The 20,324-nt window shown below is 45.2% G+C and carries 16 protein-coding genes; 10 read left to right on the top strand and 6 right to left on the bottom strand.

The annotated features are described in order from the left end of the window. Positions 1-86: 86 nt before the first annotated feature. Positions 87-509 (bottom strand): hypothetical protein, encoded by a 423-nt coding sequence (locus G636_RS0108455; protein ID WP_026507695.1) that lies wholly within the window; start codon positions 507-509, stop codon positions 87-89. A 297-nt stretch (positions 510-806) separates the two neighbouring features. Here G636_RS0108455 and G636_RS0108445 point away from each other — a divergent pair, with 297 nt between their 5' ends. The 4 genes from G636_RS0108445 (at position 807) to G636_RS0108430 (ending at position 4,856) form a co-directional block, all read left to right on the top strand. Then, on the top strand, positions 807-1,085 hold the full coding sequence (locus G636_RS0108445; protein ID WP_026507693.1) for an HU family DNA-binding protein: 279 nt from the start codon (positions 807-809) through the stop codon (positions 1,083-1,085). A gap of 315 nt (positions 1,086-1,400) precedes the next feature. Next, the gene (locus G636_RS0108440) at positions 1,401-1,949 is read left to right on the top strand and encodes a hypothetical protein (protein WP_026507692.1); all 549 of its coding nucleotides are present in this window, start codon (positions 1,401-1,403) and stop codon (positions 1,947-1,949) included. Then, positions 1,949-3,088, top strand: coding sequence for a DUF3810 domain-containing protein (locus G636_RS0108435; protein ID WP_026507691.1), 1,140 nt, complete (start codon positions 1,949-1,951; stop codon positions 3,086-3,088). The genes G636_RS0108440 and G636_RS0108435 overlap by 1 nt, the downstream gene beginning before the upstream one ends. Positions 3,089-3,110: 22 nt before the next feature. Next, positions 3,111-4,856 carry a phospho-sugar mutase gene (locus G636_RS0108430; protein ID WP_026507690.1) on the top strand — a complete coding sequence of 582 codons (1,746 nt, stop codon included), beginning with the start codon at positions 3,111-3,113 and terminating at the stop codon, positions 4,854-4,856. 5 nt (positions 4,857-4,861) lie between these two features. Here the strand turns inward: G636_RS0108430 and G636_RS17880 are convergent, their stop codons facing one another. After that, positions 4,862-5,899, bottom strand: a complete 1,038-nt coding sequence (locus G636_RS17880) for a 5'-3' exonuclease (protein WP_051226759.1) — start codon at positions 5,897-5,899, stop codon at positions 4,862-4,864. A 187-nt stretch (positions 5,900-6,086) separates the two neighbouring features. Between G636_RS17880 and G636_RS0108420 the strand changes: the two genes are divergently transcribed. The 5 genes from G636_RS0108420 to G636_RS0108400 all read left to right on the top strand — a co-directional run bounded on the left by G636_RS0108420 (position 6,087) and on the right by G636_RS0108400 (position 14,043). Continuing rightward, positions 6,087-8,435 carry an EAL domain-containing protein gene (locus tag G636_RS0108420; RefSeq protein WP_026507689.1) on the top strand — a complete coding sequence of 783 codons (2,349 nt, stop codon included), beginning with the start codon at positions 6,087-6,089 and terminating at the stop codon, positions 8,433-8,435. 218 nt (positions 8,436-8,653) lie between these two features. Beyond that, positions 8,654-9,913 (top strand): 6-phosphofructokinase, encoded by a 1,260-nt coding sequence (locus G636_RS0108415; RefSeq protein ID WP_026507688.1) that lies wholly within the window; start codon positions 8,654-8,656, stop codon positions 9,911-9,913. Between the two features lie 170 nt (positions 9,914-10,083). Further along, positions 10,084-11,358 (top strand): O-acetylhomoserine aminocarboxypropyltransferase/cysteine synthase family protein, encoded by a 1,275-nt coding sequence (locus tag G636_RS0108410; protein ID WP_026507687.1) that lies wholly within the window; start codon positions 10,084-10,086, stop codon positions 11,356-11,358. A gap of 2 nt (positions 11,359-11,360) precedes the next feature. Next, positions 11,361-12,614: a chloride channel protein gene (locus G636_RS0108405; RefSeq protein ID WP_035779260.1), complete on the top strand. Its 1,254-nt coding sequence runs from the start codon at positions 11,361-11,363 to the stop codon at positions 12,612-12,614. A 25-nt stretch (positions 12,615-12,639) separates the two neighbouring features. Further along, a complete protein-coding gene (locus G636_RS0108400; RefSeq protein ID WP_026507685.1) occupies positions 12,640-14,043 on the top strand; it encodes an MATE family efflux transporter in 1,404 nt (467 codons plus the stop codon). 125 nt (positions 14,044-14,168) lie between these two features. Here the strand turns inward: G636_RS0108400 and G636_RS0108395 are convergent, their stop codons facing one another. Genes G636_RS0108395 through G636_RS0108385 form a run of 3 tightly spaced genes read right to left on the bottom strand, consistent with a single transcriptional unit; the run spans position 14,169 to position 18,342 of the window. Then, entirely contained in the window at positions 14,169-15,197 is a 1,029-nt protein-coding gene (locus tag G636_RS0108395) for an aldo/keto reductase (protein WP_026507684.1), read from the bottom strand. Between the two features lie 58 nt (positions 15,198-15,255). Further along, positions 15,256-15,981: a purine-nucleoside phosphorylase gene (gene deoD / locus G636_RS0108390; protein WP_026507683.1), complete on the bottom strand. Its 726-nt coding sequence runs from the start codon at positions 15,979-15,981 to the stop codon at positions 15,256-15,258. A gap of 36 nt (positions 15,982-16,017) precedes the next feature. Further along, positions 16,018-18,342 (bottom strand): glycoside hydrolase family 2 protein, encoded by a 2,325-nt coding sequence (locus tag G636_RS0108385; protein WP_026507682.1) that lies wholly within the window; start codon positions 18,340-18,342, stop codon positions 16,018-16,020. A gap of 155 nt (positions 18,343-18,497) precedes the next feature. Here G636_RS0108385 and deoC point away from each other — a divergent pair, with 155 nt between their 5' ends. Then, entirely contained in the window at positions 18,498-19,154 is a 657-nt protein-coding gene (gene deoC / locus G636_RS0108380; protein ID WP_026507681.1) for a deoxyribose-phosphate aldolase, read from the top strand. A 117-nt stretch (positions 19,155-19,271) separates the two neighbouring features. Here the strand turns inward: deoC and G636_RS0108375 are convergent, their stop codons facing one another. Continuing rightward, positions 19,272-20,306 carry a type I phosphomannose isomerase catalytic subunit gene (locus G636_RS0108375; protein WP_026507680.1) on the bottom strand — a complete coding sequence of 345 codons (1,035 nt, stop codon included), beginning with the start codon at positions 20,304-20,306 and terminating at the stop codon, positions 19,272-19,274. Positions 20,307-20,324: the final 18 nt, after the last annotated feature.

The following is a 20,324-nucleotide window of genomic DNA, read 5'->3' as shown; positions in this document are numbered from 1 at the left end:
CCGGCAAATAGCCCCAGCGGCATTAGTCAGTCCAAATGGTCTATTTGCATACATTCCAGAGATTCTTATAATAAAATCTACTAACATCAACCTGCAACCATATCAAAGAGCGAATACTGCTCATAATCCTTGGCTGTCTCAATATCAAATAAAGCATCCGTATCCATATCATCATCCAGATTCTTAGCAGCAGTAGCTGCTGGAGATATGTTATCATCCAAAGCTGCTGCGACCTCTTCAGGAGCTGTATCCGCAGCAGCAACCACAGTCTCTTCTGATACAGCAAGTTCTAGATCATCCACTGTATCGGTATTATCTATAGAAGAAACGCCTGCAGCAACCTTCCTGATACCCCAGGAATTGTGATAGCCCAGCTTATCCATGGTCTTACGAATCTCTTTGATGTCAGTTGCTGTATAGGATACCATATCTATATAAAGTATACCGTCTGTATCATGCACTTTATAGCCATTATTCTTAAGTGCAGTTAACGCCTCTGTTTTATTCACTTTTCTCCCCCTCCTTAGGTAAATCCGTTTGCTGTGGCCTCGCTCCAAATGCCTCTGGGCCGCCCTCTTTTCGACACCATTTTATCACGTTTGGCATAAATATTGAAGTCATTAAGCTCTTTTCTGATACAAAGCCCGAAAACAGTGGGATTTTTGAAAAAAAGCCTTGAAAATCGGCTTAAAATCGGCAATTTATGTTGCATCATTTCGTATATTGCGATAGAATAAACTTGTTTGAGAGGCATAGCCTCATTCACGTACAGTTTATCAAATCAATCCTAAAGTGGAGGGAACAAAATGAACAAGAGTGAATTAGTTGATGCAATCGCAAAGGAAACAGGTCTTTCCAAGAAAGATTCAGATGCAGCAGTAAAGGCTTTCGTTGATACTGTTACAAAGGCTCTGAAGAAGAAGGACAAGGTTCAGCTGGTTGGTTTCGGTACATTCGAGACAGTTAAGAGAGCAGCTAGAAAGGGTAAGAACCCTCAGACAGGCGCAGAGATCAAGATCGCTGCTTCTACAGCTCCTAAGTTCAAGGCTGGTAAGGCTCTGAAGGACGCTGTTAACAAGAAATAATTGAATTAGTATAATTATTGGCCGGACAAAAGTTCTCTTTTGTCCGGTTTTTTTATTTTCTAAAATTCAGAAACCATTTGAAATGGAAAAGTTTCTTGCACGCTATATAAGCATTATTATATGGAAACTATATAACTTTTTGAAAATAAAAACGTTTTTTCGTAAATTTATCAAAAATAATTGTTTTATCGTATAGAGATATGTGTTATTCTAGATGTACACCTTCTTTATCTAAAGGTATACATGCCGAATGTTTTTTGAAAGGGTTTTAAACAAGATAACGAAGCAGCACATTGACCAACGGAGGTGAACACTATGGCAATAGATGTTCAGATGGGGTACAACGCTAGGAGAGCGGCAGCTGTATACGGTAAACCTTCAGTGAAATCGGCAACAGAAACAGTTGTATCTTCAAGCAAATTAGCAAAAGCAAACGTAGGCGCGATCAGAATCCATGATGCAAATCGCGCTGAGAGCTTCGCAAGACTGGTTTCCACTTCCATATGCAATCAATTCAATGCGTATACGAAAGCAAATAACAACACTCTTTGGGGAACTGTTTCGGGCGGCAAATTTACGATTGATAAATCTGCCAAGAATCAAGCCAAAAGAGATGTCGCAAGCGGTGGATACTGGAGCTGCGAAGAGACTTCAGACAGACTCTTTGATTATGCTCTTACCATGGCAGAGCATAATCCTGCAATGCTCATAGATTTTTCAAATGCAGCATCTACAGGATTTGAGCAAGCAAAGAGCTCTATCAAGGATGATCTGCCCGGACTATGCAGTGATACTCTTGAGGCGTTAAAGCAAAAATTCGAAGAACGCATTTCTTCTTTTGACAGTGTGAGGGTCATGAGCTGATGGCCACCAAAGCTAGCACAAGGACTATTAAAGCCAAAAATAAGCCGCCGAAAATGATGGTAGTGATACTATCCTTTACGGCGGCTTTTTATGCCTTAACATGGCTATCAGAAGATTTTGCAGACTTCTATACCAATAATATATTCCCTTATGTCACATTTCCCCTGCTCATGATATCTAAAAGTCTCCCCTTTTCTCTTGGTGAGCTAATGATAATAGCAAGTCTCGTTCTTATTGCTATTGACCTGCTCCTTTTCATCATACTGATCGTCCCGCCGCTAAGAAAAGGATCTAAGTCAATAAGGAGCTTTTTTTACAGCTTTACAGCATGGATCCTGGTCACCGTGATACTTATAATGAACCTCAACTGCTTTGCACTCTATCACGCAAAGCCTTTGTCTTGCCCGGAATCATACTCTGTAGAAGAACTTACGGCACTTAGAAATGATATAGTGGAGCACTGCAATAAGCTAAGCGGGGAGATAGCAAGGGACGAAGACGGCAAGCCCCTGTTTAAGGGTGATATGAAGGCCATGGCAGGAGAAGCACTTGTAAGCCTGGCCGAGCAAAATGAGATATTTACTCATATTTCATCATGGCAAACAAAGCCAAAAGGGCTGTTTTTCTCAGGATTTATAAGTCAGCAAAACATGCAGGGTTATTATTTCCCCTTTTCCATGGAAGCCAACTATAATACCGTAATGAACAGGCTGCGACTGCCCTTTACAATGTGTCACGAGCTAGGCCATACAAATGGTTATATCCTGGAGGATGAGGCCAATCTCATAGCTTTCCTGGCCTGCATAGGATCAGATGACGAGTACTTCAGATACAGCGGATATTTGGGAGTGCTAAACTATGTCAACAACGAATACTATTATGCCGTAGGAGATGAAGAATATGCCCTGGCTCTTCCTATCAACCCACAGGTCAGGAAGGACAACGTGTTTCTAACTGATAATGACTGGGCCAAAGTCGAAGAAGGAGCCCTTCTTCCAACAGAATCTGTGAGGAAAGCAGCCGACCGCTTCGTCGATTCTACCCTCAAGATTAATGGGGTCAAAAGCGGGAAAATAAGTTATAATCATGTTGTGGCATTGCTTCTTGAGCATTATCCATATAGCAGAAATGAGGGTTAATTATTTGCCCGGGAAGGAAAATATGAATTATAAAGACAATTATCAGGAATGGCTGCAGCGTCTGCCCAAGGAAGATCCTCTTTATGCCGAGCTTGAGTCACTTGTAGACAATAAGGATGACAAAGAGTTAGAGGAAAGGTTTTACCAGAATCTCTCTTTCGGCACCGCAGGTCTTCGCGGCAAGATCGGCGTCGGCACCAACATGATGAACTATTATACAGTTGGCAGAGCGACCCAGGGAATAAGTGATTATATCTGTTCTAAAGGTGAAGAAGCCATGAAGAAGGGACTGATCATCGCTCACGATTGCAGGCACTTCTCCCCTGAATTCTCCAGATTTGCTGCATCAATATTTGCCGCAAACAATATAAAGGTATACGTTTTCCCGGATCTGAGACCCACTCCTGAGCTGGCATATATGATCAGGCGTCTGGGTACTGTATCCGGCATAAATATCACAGCGTCACATAATCCCAAAGACTACAACGGTTATAAAGCCTATTGGGAGGATGGATGCCAGGTAGGAAGCGAAGTGGCTGATGCTATGACCCAATGTATCGAAAAAGTGGACTACTTTACAGGCGTTAAAAAGGGCGATTTTGATCTGGCAGTAGAAGACGGTATGATCACCATACTGGGGCCGGAATATGACAGAGAATACCTGGACAGGATTGAAGCCCTTCAGATCCATTCCGGCGACGAACTGGATCTGTCTATACCACTTGTATATACACCTCTCAACGGCGCGGGGAGCATACCCTTTACACAGATGCTAAAGGACAGAGGCTTTACCAACTGGCATATAGTAGAAGAGCAAAAGGATCCTGATCCCGATTTCACAACAGTAGGCTATCCCAACCCCGAAGCTCCGGCAGCCTTTAAGCTCTCTGAAGAACTGGGACGCAAGGTGGGCGCAGAGCTCCTTATGGCTACAGACCCTGATTCTGACCGTTTCGCCATCGAGATCCTAAGCGAAGATGGAAGCTATGTTCCCCTTAACGGCAATCAGACAGGTTATCTTATTGTCAATTATCTGCTGGAAGGCCATGAAAGTGCAGGAACACTCCCGGCTAACGGCGCCATGGTCAAATCAATAGTTACATCTACCATGACCTCTGTTATGGCTGAAAAATACGGCGTTAAGATGTTCGAATCCCTGACAGGCTTTAAGAATATCTGCGGAAGGATCCCTTTCCTGGAAGAGCATGGCCTTGAATACATGTTTGGCTACGAGGAGTCCGTAGGTTATTCTGCATGCCCCGACTGCAGGGACAAGGACGGCATCAGCGCAGGAATGCTGGTAGCTGAAGCAGCAGCCTATTACAGAAAGAAGGGCATGAACCTCTGGCAGGTACTCATGAGTCTCTATGAGAAATACGGCTACTACGCTGAAGATGAGCCCAATCTGGTCCTGGAAGGACTGGAAGGCGCAAGGCGCATAGGAAGGATGATGGACTATATCAGATCCAATCCTCCAAAGACAATCGCAGACAGAGAAGTAGTGCGCATCATTGACTATAAAGACGGAGCAGAAGATATCAGAAATCCAGAGAACTTCATTCCCTCCTCCAATGTACTAAGGTACTTCCTGAAGGAGACAGATCCGTCGCTTACAGATTCTGATACCTGGTTTGCAGTCAGGCCTTCAGGTACAGAACCCAAGATCAAGTTCTATTTTTATACCAAACAGACTTCCAGGGAAAAAGCGCTTGCAGTTAACAAACAGATCAAGGACGAAGTCCTGGCCCTTATAGAGTCTGTTAAGTAATATGGTCAGATCTTGTCCATAAGGCTCTTGAATCCGTAGTGTTCAAAGGACTCCCTGAGCCTGTCTTTATCAATATTGATCGCCAGGTCATCCAAGCTCTTGTCCAGAGGATAATCCGTCCTTATGGTAGCCAGATCCTTGGACAGCCTGGCGATTTCTCTATTTTCGATCATTGCCTTTATAGGGCTCCTCGTTACGCCCAGTTCTTCTTTCCAACTGGCGGCCAGAGCCTTTTTGGCTTTTTCATCAGGGCACTCATCTATAGCCCTGTATATACCTTCAAGATCATCATACTTTGAAAGGAGAGGTGCTGCCGCACTGCTCACTCCCTTGACCCCGGGAATATTATCTGAGCTGTCTCCCACTATGCCTTTAAGATCCGGGATCTGATAAGGCCAGACACCATACTCAGCCCTGCAGATAAGAGGGCTTACTTCAACGGCCTTGTCCGGGATCTTGTAGGAATCCTTCCCGCTTATTACTTCTCCGCTATATCTTGTCATGATATCATCTGCCAGATCCTGCTTTGTCTGGATGAGCCATAACCTGGTATATTCGTTTACCAGCTGCAGATAATCATGGTCTTTGGTGATAATAAAGGTAGGGATCTCTTTTTCAAATCTTTTTGCAATAGTTCCTGCAATATCATCAGCCTCATAATCATCATCATAAAATACCGGTAAACCCGCATCCTCCAGGAGCTTTTCCATATTTACAAACTGCTCCTTTAAAGGCTCCGGAGTATCTCCTCTGTTAGCCTTATAATCGGCATACATATTTCTTCTGAAAGTGTCCCTGGACTTGTCAAAAGCAAAGGCTATATGACTGGGTCTTTGATCTTTAAAGATCTTCATCAGCGTCCTTAACATGGCAAACATAGCATTAGTAAACTCACCTTTGTCGTTATGCATTATCTTGTCATAATGGGTCTTTTTGACCTCAGGATCTTTTTCAAAGAGGATCTGTCTTGGAAGATTGCCATAATAAGAAGTAACAAGCATTGAACTACCATCTATTATGATCAATCTATTATTATCAGCCATCGCCTAGCCCTCCAAAGTATTTATTTGTATTTCATCTGATACATTCCTAATCCTATCATAAAAGAATAGCAAGGACATAATCTTTATTACAAATATCTGTAATGACTTATATTATTTGAACCGATATATTATCGGAGAATGATGCTCATAAATGTCACTATGAGCTTATAGTCATAGAGGAAACGAGATGGTCACTTTTCTGACGAGCAGTTTTCTGGACAACAGAAACGATGATTACGAAGGTCGCACGCCGATCCTGGACGATAACCAGTTCGTTCCCAGACTCAAGAAATACTGGCAAAAGTCTTCTAATCTTCTTATGATCGCAGGCCATCCTGAGCTTTACGAAGACTCAGATCGTGTACTAAAGAATCTGATCGATGCCTTCAAAATGGTAGAGATACCCGTACGTGAGGGCAAAGTGCTGGATGAGCGTAATGCGGATGATACATCAGATCTTATAAAATGGGCTGATGTTATTTTTGTTGCCAGTGGAAATGGTCTAAGACAAAACGAATTCCTTAATCGAAATAATATCAAAGAAGAGCTAAAGAATTTCCCCGGTATAGTCCTGACCTCAGGTACAGGAAGTGTTAATGCGGGCTCTAAGGCCTTTATGATCCCTGAGCTCACAGGAGAAGAGGTCAAGGAGGGCGAGTGCCGTTTCGTAGAAGGCCTGGGTCTTACTGACCTGTCGATGATCCCCAATGCAGATGCACTAAAAAAGAAAGTGTGCATGGACAAAAATGTCGTATATGACATAATCCTCCCTAGTAGCAAGGACAGAAAATTTGTTCTTATCAATGACGGCAGCTATTTTGTCGTGGACAGGACACAGCTGAGATTCTATGGAAGAGGGGAGATCATCGAAAACGGCGGTATCAGAAATATAGAGAATTATATAGGCAACAGGATCTGGGACAGCATCATGCAAAACGGTTATGAAGCTGTATACAGGATCAATGCTGATGATATGTCCATGGTGCAGTTCTATCTGGGAACTGTTTTCCGTCACAAGGAGCTGGGCGGACAGTTCATCAAATTCTACCCGGAGCTTATCAGTAAAATGATGGACTCCCTGGCTGTAGAAGAAGAGAAGAGCACCATGACTGCAGCTTTTGAATGGCCTATAGTATCCGAGGAAATATCCAAATATGGCACCTTTGCCAGGACTATGCATACCATCCTTCCAGAGGGAAGACGTGCCCTTATGGTCAGGATAGTAAAGCTGGATGAAGACGACAGCAGCTATATCCTGACAGTCAGAAATATCACAGAAACGCTGGACAGAGACTGGATGACAGATGTGTTCTCAAGAACAGGCTTCATGTCCCATGCGCAGCATATGATCACTGCCCTGGACCTCAGAGATGGCTATTCCATGGTATATACCAATATCCATGCCTTTAAGACCGTCAACGATATCTTTGGCGAAAGCTCCGGAGACCTGGTCATATTCCAGTCAGAGCATGCGATCCGCGAATGTCTGGATCCGCTCCTTGTAGGAAGATTAGAGAATGATCACTTTGTAGCTATCTGCAAGGATTCCATGCTCACTGAAGAGAATTTTACCAGGCTCTGCTACCAGACCTATGAAGAAGAGAGTAAAAAGTTTGAATTCTGTATATACTGTGGTATCTACAGCATCAAACGTTCGGATATATCCCTGGGTATCATGCTGGACAGAGCCAAAATGGCTGAAAAATCCATCAGGGAAGATCAGATGTGTCCTTATGCCTCCTATAACGAAAACATGAGGCAGTCATATGTGGCCCAACAGATACTCATAACTGATCTTAAGAATGCTATTGAAAACAGAGAGCTTATGCCCTTCTACCAGCCCATAGTAGACAGTAAAAGCGGCGAAGTAGTCAGTGCAGAAGCGCTTGTAAGATGGAACCATCATGATATGGGCATGGTCAGCCCCGGAATCTTCATCCCCGCTTTGGAAAAAAGCGGTAAGGTATCCCAGGTGGATAGATATATGCTGGAAAGGGTTGTGGAATTCCTGGCAGAGCAGCATAAAAGCGGCAGGAAGGTGGTTCCCTGCTCGGTCAACCTATCCAGAATGGACTTTTTTGATTCTGAAATGCTGCAAGCTGTGCCTGACATCCTAAGAGACTCTGGCATCCCTTTAGAGCTTATCAAGTTTGAGATAACAGAATCGGCTTACGCAGACCTGGAAAAAAATGCAACAATGATCCTGAACTCCTTTAGGCAGCACGGTATAAAGATACTCCTGGACGACTACGGAAGCGGAATGTCATCCATGTCTACACTGGAAAGCTATGAGTTTGATACCATTAAGCTGGATATGGGATTTATACGAAAGATAGGAAGGAGTTCCAAAGCAGAAGCCATCATCCGTTCCACCATCAGGTTGGCACATGAACTGGGCGAAGATACAGTAGCTGAAGGCGTAGAAAGTGTAGAACAGGTGGATTTCCTTAAGGATGCAGACTGCGATATGATACAGGGATATCATTTTTACAAGCCTATGTCGCAGGATGATTTTAGAAATGTTCTAAATGGATAAACCTCGCTCTATTTCTGTTAATAAAAAAATATAGTTTAAGCTTGCCATATCGCAATTTCGTCATTCGATAACTTATGAATACAGAGCCCTGCACGTTTTTCACAAGCCTGCAGGGCTCTATTTATCGTATTTTTCTCTTGGAACTGATCTATAGCTATAGTATAATTTAGAAAGATAAACTAAAAAAGGGAACTGCTTATAGCAGGATGGAGGGGAAAATGGCAAACAGCAAGAAACGTAACGTAATTGTTGGTCAGTCAGGCGGTCCTACGGCTGCGATCAACTCATCACTGGCAGGCGTGTACAGAACCGCGAAAGACCGTGGCTATAAAAAGATTTACGGTATGATTCACGGCGTACAGGGACTTCTTGAAGGCAGATACATCGACTTATCCGAGCATATCCAGTCCGGTCTGGACGCTGAGCTCTTAAAGAGAACACCCTCAGCTTATCTTGGATCCTGCAGATACAAGCTTCCCGGTATCAATGAGAACAAAGAGGTATACGAGAAGATCTTTGAGATCCTTGAAGATCTGGAGATTGACTGCTTTATCTACATCGGCGGCAATGACTCAATGGATACCATCAAGAAGCTCTCTGATTATGCTATCGTTACCGGCTCAGAGATCCGCTTTGTAGGATGCCCCAAGACAATTGATAATGACCTGGCCCTTACAGACCACACACCGGGATACGGCTCAGCAGCCAAGTATATCGGAACATCTGTTAAGGAGATCATCCGCGATGGATGGAGTCTGGAGACAGAGCACGGGCAGGTTGTAGTAGTAGAAGTAATGGGAAGGAATGCAGGCTGGCTCACAGGCGCAGCAGCTCTTTCAAAGGGTGAAGACTGTGACGGACCCGATGCTATCTATCTTCCCGAGCTTCCTTTTGATGTTAATGCATTTGTAGAGAAGGTAAAGGGACTCCTGACAACCAAGGCTTCTGTTGTAGTAGCTGTTTCCGAAGGAATCAAGACCTCAGACGGCAAGTACGTATGTGAGCTGGACAATGATCCTGATTACGTTGACGCATTTGGTCACAAGCAGCTGACAGGTACCGCAAGATATCTCTGCAACCTTCTCTCAAGAGAGATTGGCTGCAAGACAAGAGCTATTGAGCTTTCTACACTTCAGAGAGCAGCCAGCCACTGCGCATCCAGAGTAGATATCCTGGAGGCTTATGAGGTGGGAGGTGCTGCCATGAAGGCTGCAGATGAAGGCGACAGCGGCAAGATGGTTGTCATCAACCGCCTCTCCGACGATCCTTATCAGGCAGGAACAGAGGTCAAGGACGTACATAAGATAGCAAACGACGAGCGACTTGTTCCCAGAGACTGGATCACCAAAGACGGCACATATGTTACACAGGAGTTCATCACATACGTTCGTCCTCTTATCCAGGGCGATGTTGCTCCCATTATGGTAGATGGTATCCCGCGACATCTCTATCGCAAAGGCTACCAGGATCTTCTGTAATAGGTATTTAAAGCTTATCAACGGGCACTGCAGTGATTACTGCAGTGCCTTTTTTAGTATGTAGCCTTGTTTTACTGTATTTTTATACAAAGGGGTGTTATAATCTCTGACAGGGTTTACGCAAAGATTGTATTGCATTTAATCAGAAGAATCACTTATAGGAGGATAAAATGAAGCAGGAAACCAAATGTATTCAGGCAGGCTATACCCCGAAGAATGGTGAATCTCGTATGATCCCCATTGTTCAGAGTACAACCTTTAAATATGACAGCAGCGAAGATATGGGCAAGCTCTTCGATCTGGAGGCAAGCGGATATTTCTATACCCGTCTTCAGAATCCCACCAATGATTTTGTTGCAGCCAAGATCGCTGCCCTTGAAGGAGGCACTGCAGCTATGCTGACTTCTTCAGGCCAGGCTGCTTCATTTTTCTCTGTATTTAATCTGGCAGGAGCAGGAGATCATGTGATAGCATCTACAGCTATTTACGGCGGTACCTTCAACCTCTTTAACGTGACCATGAGAAAAATGGGCATCGACTTTACCTTTGTTGATCCCGATTGCTCAGACGAAGAGCTGGAAGCTGCATTCAAGCCTAACACTAAAGCTGTATTCGGTGAGACAATTGCCAATCCCGCATTGATCGTGCTGGATATTGAGCGCTTTGCTAAGGCTGCTCACGCTCACGGAGTACCCCTTATCATTGATAATACCTTTGCCACACCTATAGGCTGCAGACCCATTGAATGGGGCGCTGACATCGTAACACACTCCACCACCAAGTACATGGATGGTCACGATGCAACTGTAGGCGGCGCTATCATCGATGGCGGCAAGTTTGACTGGATGGCTCATGCAGACAAGTTCCCCGGACTGTGCACTCCTGACGAGTCCTATCACGGCATCACCTATGCTGAGAAATTCGGCAAGGAAGGTGCATACATCACCAAAGCTACCGCTCAGCTCATGCGCGATCTTGGTGCCATACCTTCACCCATGAACTGCTATATCCTTAACCTGGGCCTTGAATCCCTGGCAGTACGTATGGAGCGCCACATTTCCAACGCTCAGAAGGTTGCTGAATATCTTGAAGCATCCGATAAGATAGAGTGGGTAAATTATCCCGGCCTTCCCGGCAACAAGTACTACGAAAGAGCACAGAAATACCTTCCCAACGGTAGCTGCGGCGTAATATCCTTTGGCGTAAAGGGTGGCAGAAAAGCAGCAGAAGAGTTTATGGGACACCTTAAGGTAGCTATGATAGCTACTCACGTTGCAGATGCCCATACATGCGTGCTCCATCCCGCTTCATCAACTCACCGTCAGCTTACTGATGAAGAACTGATTGCGTGCGGAGTAGCTCCCGACCTTGTCAGATTCTCTGTAGGTATAGAAAACGTAGAGGATATCATTGCTGATATTGAACAGGCATTAAAGGCAATCTGATAATGCAGATCATACCAAACGTAGAAGAGAACGATACTAACCTGAAAAAAATGGCTGTCAGCCTTGCTCTCCTTGTTAAGTGGATCATTTTTGGCCTCTTAACAGGAGTGATAGCAGGCCTGTGTGGTGCTGTTTTTTGCAAAATGCTGGAATTCGCAGCCAGCTTTAGAGCCGGCAACAGTTGGACCATATTTATCCTGCCGCTTGCGGGCCTGGTGATCGTATCTCTCTATCACTTTTTTAAAGATTACAATGATACAGGCGCCAATCTCATCATCAGTGCCATCACCAAAGACGAAGCCATTCCTCTCTTTAAGGCTCCCCTCATAGTCATATCCACCTTTCTGACACATATATGCGGAGGATCCTCAGGCAGAGAAGGAGCGGCCCTTCAACTGGGGGGCAGCCTGGGCTACAACCTGGGCAGGCTCCTGGGCATGGATGACAACGACAAGAAGATGATGACCATGACCGGTATGGCAGCTGCGTTTTCTGCCCTTTTTGGCACTCCTATGGCAGCTGCGTTCTTTGCCATTGAACTCTCCAGTGTGGGCGCCATGCATTATGCTGCTCTGGTGCCAACAGTTGGCGCATCCCTTACAGCTAGCAGTATAGCAGCCTATATGGGTGTAGCATCTGATGCCTTTATGGTAAAGATAGTACCTGAGCTTAATACCGGCTATGCCTCTCTGGCAGCCCTTCTGGCAGTCCTGGGCGCGCTGATGAGTATAGTCTTTTGCCTGTCCATTAAGGGCGGCAGAAAGACACTGGACAAATATATATCAAATCCCTATGTCAAAGTAGTGGCAGGCGGTATCATCATCATAGTTCTGTCAATGATATTCAGGAGCGGCTACTACAACGGCACGGGTATTGCTGTCATAGAGATGGCATTTAAGGGCGAAGCGCCGCCCTGGGCCTTTATATTAAAGCTCCTATTTACATCCATAACCCTGGGAGCAGGATATAAAGGCGGCGAGATAGTACCTGCCCTATATGTAGGTGCTACATTTGGAAGCCTCTTTGCGCAGATCACAGGCTTTCCTTTGCAGCTGGCCACAGCTATGGGAATGGTATCCGTATTCTGCGGTGCTACCAACTGCCCGGTGGCTTCACTGCTGATAGCCTTTGAGATGTTTGGCTTTGAGGGAATGCCCTATTACCTCATCACCATATCTCTTAGCTACGCCATTTCAGGCTATATCAGCCTCTATGGCGCCCAGGTTATCAAATATTCCAAATTCAGATACAGATAAGTTTATTTTTTTGTTAGGAGACAGGATGTCCGAATCAAAACAAACAAACGTTTCAAATCCCATGGGAAGCCTTCCCATTGCTACACTTATCAGGAAGTTTTCCGTTCCCAGCATCATATCCATGCTGGTGGGATCCCTTTATAATATCGTAGATCAATTCTTCATAGGCAGAAATGTAGGAGAGCTTGGCAATGCTGCAACCAGCATTGCCTTTCCTCTCTCAACCGCATGTCTTGCCATAGCCCTTTTATTTGGAATAGGCGGAGCCAGTGCCTTTGGTATCGCCCTTGGCGAAAACAAGAAAGATGACGCCGCAGGCTATATGGGCAACTCAGCGCTCATAAGCTTTATATGCGGTATCATCCTTATGATACTAAGCGAATTATTCCTCAGGCCCATGCTCTTATTCTTTGGTTCATCAGAGAGCATACTTCCCTATGCGATGGAATATACCAGGATAACAGCCCTGGGCTTCCCCATGCTGATAACCTCCATAACCTGCGGTCACCTTATAAGAGCAGATGGCAGACCCGGGATCAGCATGATATGCAACCTTACAGGTGCTATCATCAACACTATTCTGGATGCCATTTTTGTATCAGTCCTTGGTATGGGTATGACAGGAGCCGCTGTCGCGACCATAATAGGGCAATATATATCAGCATTTCTGGCAATCTATTACATGACAAAGACCAGAACTGTACATTTAAGGCGTGCAAACTTCGTTCCAAGAAAAGATTACATGCTTCGTCCCATATCCCTGGGAGCTGCTCCCAGCCTGAATCAGCTGGCCATACTGGTAGTACAGGTAGTATTTAATAACTCCCTTCGTTATTATGGCACCCGCTCAGTATATGGACCTGATACTCCTATAGCCGTTGTCGGTATAGTATCCAAGGTAAATGCTGTATTTATGTCCTTTGTCATCGGTATGTCCCAGGGCCTGCAGCCCATAGCCAGCTTTAACTTTGGTGCAAGAAAATATGGCCGCGTAAGAGAGTCTTATATCAAGACAATGACAGTAGGCGCAATAATGGCAGTTGCAGCATGGGCAGTATTCCAGATATTCCCCCTGGAGATCATCCGTACATTTATCAGATTCGAGACGAATACTCCCGAAGAGATAGAGATTGCAAACAGGTTTTACGGCTTTGCAGTTAACTTCCTGCGCGTATTTCTATTCTTTACACTGCTAAATTTCATTCAGCCTATTACATCTAACTTTTTTACAGCTATTGGCAAAGCCAAGGTGGGAACCTTCCTGTCCCTTACCAGGCAGATCATTTTCCTGCTTCCTCTGGTCATCCTGTTCCCGCTTTTCATGGGACTTGACGGTATCATGTACGCAGCGCCTGTAGCAGATCTGGCTGCAGCTCTTGTATCAGCCGTACTTGTCATCAGACAGTTAATAGCTCTTAAGGATGCATAATATAATCCCCCAAAGCAGATAATGTGTTTATCTGCTTTAGGGGATTATTTTGTATCTCATCTGCCGGAAGAGCCATAGGGCCCTTTAGCATACTATTCGATTAATCCGAGTTTAACGAAGTGTACTTAGCATACGCTCACTTCACCGGCCAGCACATTCTTATAGTCCTCATAGTTTTTCTTCAAAAGTTCAGGCGTATTTAGCTCATAGGGGCACTTGGAAACGCAGCTTTTGCAGTTAACACAAGACTCAATCTTTTTCATTTCTGTCTGCCAGTGATCATTAAGCCAGGCAGCGGAAGGAGCCCTTCTTAGCATCAAAGACATCCTGGCACACTGGTTAATGGTAATGCCCATAGGACATGGCATACAATAGCCGCAGCCCCTGCAGAAGTCTCCGGACAGCTCTTTGCGCTCTTTACTGATGTAATCACAAATCTCATCATCCATCACCGGAGTGTCATCCATATAGTAAAGCCACTCATCCAGCTCCTGATCCCTCTGGATACCCCAGATAGGTACCAGATTGTCATACTGAGTCATAAATGCCATGGCAGCCCTGGAATTGTTAATAAGGCCTCCTGCCAATCCCTTCATACAAATAAAACCCACATTATTATCTTCGCAGGTCTCTACCAGACGGATCTCTCTATCAGACGCCAGATAGCTGAAGGGATACTGCAAAGTCTCATAAAGTCCGCAGCTTGCTATTTCTTCTGCAACACCAAGTTTATGAGCTGTAATACCAATGTGGCGGATCATGCCTTCCTCTTTAGCTTTTAGCAAAGCTTCATACAATCCGCTCTCATCTCCGGGGCCATAGCACTTCGGAACGCAGTGAAGCTGATATATATCGATATAGTCTGTACGAAGCATCTTAAGGGATGTCTCCAGGTCTTTCCACAGCTCATCTGCATTTTTGGCCTGCGTCTTGGATGAGATATATACCTTGTCCCTCATTCCTTCGAAGGCTATACCCACCTTCTCCTCACTATCAGAATAAGCTCTTGCTGTGTCAAAGAACCTCATGCCACCATCATATGCCCTTCTGAGCAAAGATACTGCCGCCTCAGTAGTTACCCTTTGGATGGGCAAAGCTCCAAATGCATTCTGTGGAACAGTTATTCCGGTTTTTCCAAGTGTGACTTCTTTCATGGTGCTCCTTTATGCTCTGTCAGCATTTATCTATGATTCGAATGTTCGGTGCTTCACATCATTTGTTGGAACACAGAACTGCAGCTTCCAGAGCCACTTCGATCATGGTATTAAAGTTCTTCTGGCGCTCCTCAGCAGTTGTTTCTGTATGAGTCACAAGGCTATCGGATATTGTCAGGAGGCAGGCAGCCTTTTTGCCCAGGACCTTGGCATTATGGAAGAGTGCAAAAGACTCCATCTCAGCAGCTACGCAGCCCTTGTCACGATAGATATCACGGAATTTGCTGTAACCATCCTGATAATAAAATACGTCTGTGGAATGGATGGGAGCAGTAGTGATCTTAAAGCCTGACTTGGAAGCAGCAAGTTTTATCAGGTCATTAAGACCGCTGTCAGGATACATGAACTCATCCTCAGCTCCGCCCTGCATTAAAGCATAGGAACTGTTGGAATATGCACTGCTGGCAAGAACTACGTCCATTACATCAATATCCTTAGTATAGCTGCCGGCAGAACCGATACGGATAATATTCTCTACATCATATGCTGTATAGAGCTCATATGAATAGATACCGATACTGGGCATACCCATACCGGAAGCCATGACAGATACAGGCACTCCCTTGTAAGTACCGGTATATCCCAGCATATTTCTGACATCATTTACAAGCTTTACATCGTCAAGATATGTCTCTGCTATATGCTGTGCTCTTAAGGGATCTCCGGGCATCAGCACGGTCTTTGCAAAATCGCCTTTTTCTGCTCTGTTGTGAGGTGTACTCATAATCATCTCCTATTCCCCGGCATTTTGCCGGATGTGTTATAAGGTTATAGTGCATTCAGTCCTAAGCTTATCTGTAGATGCACTTACTTTGATCAGATTGCCTTTGCCGGTCACTCGTATCAGGAACTGCATACGACCGTGAAAAGCCTTTCTGTGTGGATTAAGGTCACTGTCATGATCAAGGGGAGCCCCGTTGCCACAGCCGGCAAATACCCCGGCCCCTGAGACCCTCAGGGATATCCAGTCCTCAGCGCTCTTTGATACATTACCGTTTACATCCAAAAGTGACAGATTCATTATTATAACATCTCCGTCACCTATTACAATAGAGTCATCTGCGGGCTCTATCCTGATATTAAAGGGGCTGCCGGAAAAATCCTCAGTTTTGTCGATCAGCTTCTTGTATTTGTGCCAACCCCTTATGTGCAGAGGCTCCTCCTGCTCTCCTACGCCTTCCCACTTCACAATACCACTTTCAGGCACCTTGATCCTTCCAAGGCTCTTTCTGCCTGATGAGAGCTCCACTGTATCCAGATTGGAAAAGGCATAAATATCTACAGGCTTATCAAGCTGCTCTATATCCTCCCAGCCGGGGAACAGCCACGCTATAGGCTCGCTCCCGAGCCTGCTCTTCCAGTACCAGGATACATCCTTCATATAACCGCATGCATCCAAAAGGCCTGTCTGGGATAAAACAGCAGGATATTCCAGGGGCTGTGGATCACCCCTGTGGTCATAGGCTGTAGCCAGGAAGAAACCAAGGCTGTGCTCAGCCCTTCTTCTGATAAGCCTGTCAGCCTCTACAAGGCCTCTTATCGCATCGCGGTAGTCAATCTTGCGCTGTACACATACCCAGCAGTTTCTGACCCAGGCAGGGGTCTCTATACAGCCCAGCATCACAGGCGCCTCAGGAAACCTGTCGCAGAGCCTGTCTGTAAAATCATTGTCACCCAGACTACTGATCACATCCGCTATAGTAAACAGCTGTTCTATTCCATCCCAATCAATATCTGCATCTTTGTTGTGCTTAATGCCTACGGCAAAAAGCCTTTGAGGATCCTCCTTTTCAGCTATAGAAGAAAGCGTTCTTAGATGATCCATGCCTGAGCACAGCTCTGCAAGGGAGCTGCCAAGACCTCTGATCCCATAGCAGTATACAGAAGGATGGTTTCTGGAGATCCTGATCATCTTTCTCAGCTCAGCAGCACTCTCCTCTGCATTTGCCTCAAAGCCAATTTCATTATAAACAAGAAAGCCCAGCCTGTCACAAAGCTCAAGATCGTGGCGGGAAGCTGCCCCGCCGGCAAAACGTATTGCATTAAAGCCCAGCTCTTTTAACCTGACAAGCCTGAATTCCTTGATAGAATCAGGTACTGCAACTCCGCAGCCCGCATGGTCTCTGTAGATACTGACACCGGTAATATTTATGGGCTTGAAATTAAGATAATTGCCCCTTCCCTGATAATAGGACATAGATCTGATACCAAAATTCCTGACATGGACGCTTTTCCTGTCTGTCATCTTGTCAGTCAGAGTCAGCACTGCGCTATACAGGGCAGGAGAATCACACTCCCAAAGGACCGGAGATGACATCTCAAGTTTTAGATGGCAGTGGGAGCTGCTAGCGGGCCCAACGCTTAATGCGCTATCTGCACTTGCCATGCTGTTCCCTTCATGATCCATGATAGACACATCGATCTCCAGATCATGATCTATCCCATCAGATACGGATACGGGACAGTCTATATTTATGACAGCTTTGTCAGCATCTGCTTCATAAACTGTTTCTACGAGAATATCATCATCTACTATATCTGCCTGCTCCAGGACTTCCAGGCGCACATGATCGTAAATACCGCCTCCCTGATACCAGGGAAGGTCAGGCTCACTGCTGTCCACTCTCACTGCCAGAATATTGACATTTTCTTCACCTGTCCTTATGACATCAGTCACATCAACATCAAAGGCTCCTGATCTGCTTATACTCTTGCATACAAAGCTTTCATTCAGATATACGCGTACTTCCCTGCCCGCACCGTCAAAATGCAGGATAAAGCGCTTGCCCTCAAGTTCACCACCTAAATAGAACTTCTTGCGATACCAGCCTATCACTGCTTCAAGAGAACCGGACAAAAAAAGTCTGTTGCCATAATCCTTGATATAACTCCTGGTATATTCACCTTCCAGAAGCATATCATGGGGCAATGTAACATTCTTCCAGTCTTTCTCATCCAGATCTTCGACTATTACTCCGTCACTATACTGTTTGATAATGTCCCTGGCATGATCTGACAACAGATCATGAGGGCCAAGGCCTTCTCTCGTAAATTTCCAGCCTCTATCCAGATAAATTGATCTCATAATAGCTCCAAACTGTTAATATGCTTTTCCCCAAACGGCTCTTTTCCCCCTAATGCCGCTGTGATTATTATAACATGTCCGCGTATGTTATAATGTTGTATGCAAGACAAATTGCTGAACAATATAACCAATAATAGATCTATGGAGGTATCAAAATGGACGGAACAAAGATCTTAAAAGCCATTGACCATACTCTGCTCAAGGCAGATGCAAGCTGGGAGGGCATCAAAAAGCTCTGTGATGAGGCTGTTAAATACAAAACTGCTTCAGTCTGCATCCCCCCTTGCTATATCAAGAAAGTACACGACTGCTACAAAGATGATCTCACAATCTGTACCGTTATAGGCTTTCCTCTTGGCTACAGCGTAACCCAGGCCAAGGTCCTGGAAGCCAGGAAGGCTATTGAAGACGGTGCAAAGGAAATAGATACTGTCATTAACCTTACAGATGTCAAGAACGGCGACTTTGACGCTGTAGAAAACGAACTTGCAGCAATCAGAGAAGCCACAAAGGGCTATATCCTCAAGGTCATCATCGAGACCTGCTATCTTACTGAGGCCGAGAAGATCAAAATGTGTGAGATAGTTACCAAGGTAGGCGCTGATTATATCAAGACATCTACAGGTTTTGGCACTGCAGGTGCTGTGCTGGAGGATATCACTCTTTTTAAAGAGCATATTGGTCCTGATGTTAAGATCAAAGCCGCAGGCGGTATCCGCACCGTAGAAGATGCAGAGAAGATGATGGAAGCAGGCGCTGACAGGATAGGCTCTTCTGCTGTTGCTCCCATATTGGGCAAAGAGCTCTGCTGATAACCCTTAATATTGCAGATAATAAGAGACAGGAAGATAGTGTCAGCTTCTGACATGCTTCCTGTCTCTTTTATATTTTCCGTTTATCCCGCAGCCTGTTAGATGCCGGGATATATATTATTTATCCATATTCTCCAGGGACTCTATTACAGTCACAGAAGAAGCCATTATCTGCATACGGCCCTTAATAACGCATTTGTAGCCGCCTGATGTGAGAATAAAGAAATCTCCTTTCTTCAGAGGCATAAAATCATCATCAGCTGCTTCAGCTCCCTCAGGGATACATGCTATCTCTCCCTCTCCCTCAGTAACAGTCATATTTACAAAGGGAGCATCCTGTGTAAAGCACAATTCGCCATTGATATCAAGCCTGTATACCGCATAATAATCACATTTGTGAAGGCCCAGCACATTAGTGGACACAGCAGCAAGGTCCACCATGCCGTCCTTGTAATCCCTGTCATGGACCACTGTCTTTTCCGGATCGGGTGAGGGTACTACGATCACATCCTTACTCTGATCGATATGCAAGGGTCTAAGCTTGCCGTCCGAGAGACGGTCATAATCATAAAGCCTGTATGTGATATCACTGCTCTGCTGGGTCTCGATGAGAAGTATCCCGCCCTTGATGGCGTGAATGGTACCTGGATCTATCTGGATAAAATCTCCGGGAGCTACCGGAAGCTCTCTGATCAAGTCATTCCAGCGTCTCTCATCGATCATGGCTCTGAGCTCTTCTTTTGTAGACGCATTATGCCCCGCCACAATGCTTGCTCCCTTATCACACGAGAGGATATACCAGCATTCAGTCTTTCCAAGAGATCCGTTTTCATGCTCTGCTGCATAGCTGTCATCGGGATGAACCTGTATACTAAGATCCTCTCTGGCATCTATGAGCTTGATCAGAAGCGGGAACTTGTCCCCTTCTATCCCGCCAAAGAGCTCTCTGTGCTCATTCCACAGCTCTGACAGGCTCTTCCCCTTATAAACTCCTGTCATCACCAGGGTATCTCCAAAGCTGTCGCCCGATATTCCCAGGCATTCTCCGATATCATCCCCCTCCACTTCATAGCCAAATTCGTCCCTGAGTCGTCTGCCTCCCCAGATCTTGTGATCAAAAAGAGGCGTCATCATTAGTAAATGGTCGTTCATGCTATTCCTCCATACCGG

This window comes from Butyrivibrio sp. MC2013, assembly GCF_000424585.1.
Classification (GTDB): Bacteria; Bacillota; Clostridia; order Lachnospirales; family Lachnospiraceae; genus Butyrivibrio.
The sequence above is the reverse complement of the archived record's forward strand: the minus strand, read 5'-3'. Positions and strand labels throughout refer to the sequence as shown.